Consider the following 3,240-nt stretch of genomic DNA (forward strand, 5'->3'; position numbering starts at 1 on the left):
CGATTGGCCACCGCCGGGCTGCACGGTGAGATCGACTTGACGCCGATGTGGCGAGCGAGATTCCGGGTCGACACATCGCGGTCGCCATGCATCAGCACGATCAACGGTCGTTTGCCCTCATCCTCCATGACCAGCGTCTTGATCACCGCATGCTCATCAACCCCCAACTCGCGGGCGCTGACGGCCGTGCCGCCGTGCTCCTCGTAGGCGTAAGGGTGATCGGTGAACGCCACCCGCGCCGCGCGCAAGGCGCGTATCGCCTGGGTAACCGGGAACTTTTCCTGGGACATGGGCGAAATTGTACGCGGTGATGCTCGCGCCAGGCGCTGATCCTGGCGCCCGGACTGGCTTTCAAGCCTATCATTGGGGCCTGTCAGCATTCCCTTTGCGCCGCCTGCTGCAGCAAGACCGCCGACCTGTGGCGATCCGCCACCATCCTGCCTTGCCGCTACGGCAACGCTACTGTCACGACGAAGGAGACCCACTGCATGCGCGACCCTACGGCATTGCTCGGCGCCCGGCTCGCCAGCGAACTGCAGGAGACCATCGAGGCGATTCAGCAAGCGGGTCGAGCAGCGGCCACGGTCGAACTCGACCAGTCCAGCATCGGCAGGGTCTCGCGCATGGACGCGCTACAGCAACAGGCGCTCGCCAAGCGATTGCTGGAGCAGCTGTTGCTTCGCCAACGCAAAATCGAAGCCGCCCTGGCGCGCATCAACGCAGGCAGCTATGGCTTGTGCTGCGCGTGTGAGGGTGATCTCGAGCCGGAACGACTGGGCGCCGATCCGGCTGCCGTGTTCTGCATGGCGTGCGCAGCAGAGCGGGAAAGGCCGGAGTAGCCTCAGCGCTCGGGTCCGATGGGAGCCTCGAAGCTCTCACCCTTCTGCAGAAGCAATCGACTCAGGTCCACGGCCGCGCCTCGATGCGCAAGGTGCCCGACATGCCGGGGCGTGTCTTTTGCTCGATGGGGAGATCGAACGCGATACCGGCACCGCCATCGAGCGGGTGCGTCAGCGCTTCAACTCCCGGCTTGCCGGGGTTCGTTTGCTGATAGCCGTATTTGACCCGCCAGCCGCCCGGCGCTGTCTCGTCGGCGAACACCTCCACCAGGATCAGTTCGCGCAGGATGAAGCCACCCTCGTAATGGCGCTTCATGAACAGCACGCCGGCCACCTCGTAGTCAGGCACCAGCACTTTCAGATCGAGGGCGAAACTGACCGAACCGGAGGCCTTGACGCTCTTGCTCGGGTCGAGAAAGAGCGAGAACAGATGCGGGCTCTGGCTGCGGTCCGGCGTGCGCTTCTTGCCCTTCTTCGGAAACAGGGCGTCGTAGCTACGGAAGATGGCGGAATTTTCGCGCACCTCGCGGCGCGTAATCTGCCACTGGCAGCCACGCACGGATGCGGCGACCTCGAACTGGTACGAGGCGCGGACGTCCTTCTCGTCGTCGGAGGCACGCTGCACCTCTGCTGGCAGGGTGATCTCGTCGATGTCGAGGATGCCGTCCACGCGCAGCGCGCCGAACAGGAAGCGCGTGAGGTTCTGGTAGCCCTCCTCGGAGTTCACGATGCCGTAGTGACCCGAGTGGCTGCGGTGAACAAACGCGCGTGGCGAGGTGATGTCCTTGCCGTCGGGCCCCGGCCCGTGCGTGGTCGCGTTTTCAATGCGCACCAGGCCGTCGCTGGCGTCGCCAGCCGCCCAGGAGGAAAGGCCCCCGGCGACGGTGTAGTCGCGCGGATTCGTGCCGACCAGGTTGAAGATGCGCTCGGGCGGAAAATTTTTCACCACCGAGACGTCGTCGCTCCGCTTGAGGGCGAGATAACCCGACATCTTCTCGCGATTGAAGTTGTTGGCGTCGCCGAAGGAAAGCCAGGCCGGCACGTTGCGCACGATGCGCATGTCGATGCCGTTGTGCGGTGTGGCGTAGGTGAAGAACTTGTCCACCAGGCCACGCGCCTCCGCCGTGCCGAGCTTCGGGTTCTGTAGAAAGGCGCGGCAGACGAGACCGCCCATGGAGTGCGCGACGAGGTACACGCGAAAGTCCCTGGGCTTCATCGCGTTCTTCGAATCGGCGCAGATCTTGTCGCGCAGGCGCAGGATCAGCTTGCCCAGGCCCTTGGCAAAATGCTCGATGGGCGGCGTCTCACCGGTGCCAAAATCCTTGCTCGCCTCGTCGTAGTAGCGGTAGATGATGATGCTGCGATAGGGGATGACGCAGTCGGGGCGCTCGGCCGCCATCAGGTCCTCGCCGTCCACGAACACGTCGCCGTAATCGTGATCGCTCATCAGTCGCACCAGCGGCGATTCAAAGAAGAAGCGCTTGACGTCGCCGGTCCACGCCATGCGCGCCTTGGTCGAGCCGATGTTGAATCCCATGTACGGGTCCGCCACCGTCTCTTCGATCTCGCCCTGCGTGGCAGCGAAACCGCGAACGTAGATGATCGGGTGGAAGGGATGCATCGCGTTGGTCGACATGATGGCTCTCCTTGTGTGCTTGCTGCTTGAACGTCAGCTGCCCAACGGTGCTTCGATCGACATCGCCTGCATGGTACCGCCAGGCCCTTCCCTGCTCGTCACTACTGCCTGGCGACCGTCACCTTCAGCTTGGCCGTCGCCGCAGCAGGTGGTTGACGATGAAACCGAGCACGGCCTCGCCACGCTGGTTGATCGCCTGATATTTCATGCGCACGATGCCGCGATCGGGCTTCGAGGTCGAGGGCCGGACGTCGAGCACTTCGACGACACTGTGCAAGGTGTCGCCCGGGCGGACCGGCGCCAGCCAGCGCAGCTCGTCGATACCCGGCGAACCCAGGCTCGATTCGGCCAGCATGCCGCTCTGGATGAACAGGCGGAAGCACACGGCCAGGCTCTGGAAACCGCTGGCAATCAGGCCACCATAGGGCGATTCGGCCGCCGCATTGGCATCGAGATGAAAGGGCTGCGGGTCATAACGCCAGGCGAAGTCGATGATCTCGGCTTCGCTCAGGGTAATGCCACCGCTCTCGAAGCGCTGGCCGGCTTGCAGGTCATCGAGGTAACGCGTATCCATTGCAACAGCCTCCAGAAAATGTGCGCACGCGCTCAGCCAACGGACCCTGCATCCTGGCGGACGAGCCTGCATCGACAAGCCTTGTCGACTACCCCTGCATTGTCGACTCGCCCGCCGCGTGCCAGCCCGATGGTGTGAATCGCCCCAAGCCGCGCTCCGTGCAAAACGAAACAGGTTTTCCCCGCACTAGC

Annotated in this window: 4 protein-coding genes; 1 reads left to right on the forward strand and 3 read right to left on the reverse strand. The window is 63.9% G+C overall.

Translation table 11 applies throughout. From position 1 onward, the window contains the following. Nucleotides 1-290: YbaK/EbsC family protein (locus RUW20_RS15655; protein WP_313953155.1), on the reverse strand; the 290-nt coding region annotated here is incomplete at its 3' end. Between the two features lie 198 nt (nt 291-488). On the opposite strand from RUW20_RS15655, the gene RUW20_RS15660 reads away from it, so the two are divergent. Continuing rightward, a complete protein-coding gene (locus RUW20_RS15660) occupies nt 489-839 on the forward strand; it encodes a TraR/DksA family transcriptional regulator (RefSeq protein WP_313953156.1) in 351 nt (116 codons plus the stop codon). A 61-nt stretch (nt 840-900) separates the two neighbouring features. Here the strand turns inward: RUW20_RS15660 and RUW20_RS15665 are convergent, their stop codons facing one another. Continuing rightward, nucleotides 901-2,286, reverse strand: coding sequence for a hypothetical protein (locus RUW20_RS15665; RefSeq protein WP_313953157.1), 1,386 nt, complete (start codon nt 2,284-2,286; stop codon nt 901-903). 313 nt (nt 2,287-2,599) lie between these two features. Then, nucleotides 2,600-3,049, reverse strand: coding sequence for a MaoC family dehydratase (locus RUW20_RS15670; RefSeq protein ID WP_313953158.1), 450 nt, complete (start codon nt 3,047-3,049; stop codon nt 2,600-2,602). Nucleotides 3,050-3,240 lie beyond the last annotated feature (191 nt).

It is taken from the genome of Accumulibacter sp. (assembly GCF_032229525.1).
Lineage (GTDB): Bacteria > Pseudomonadota > Gammaproteobacteria > Burkholderiales > Rhodocyclaceae > Accumulibacter.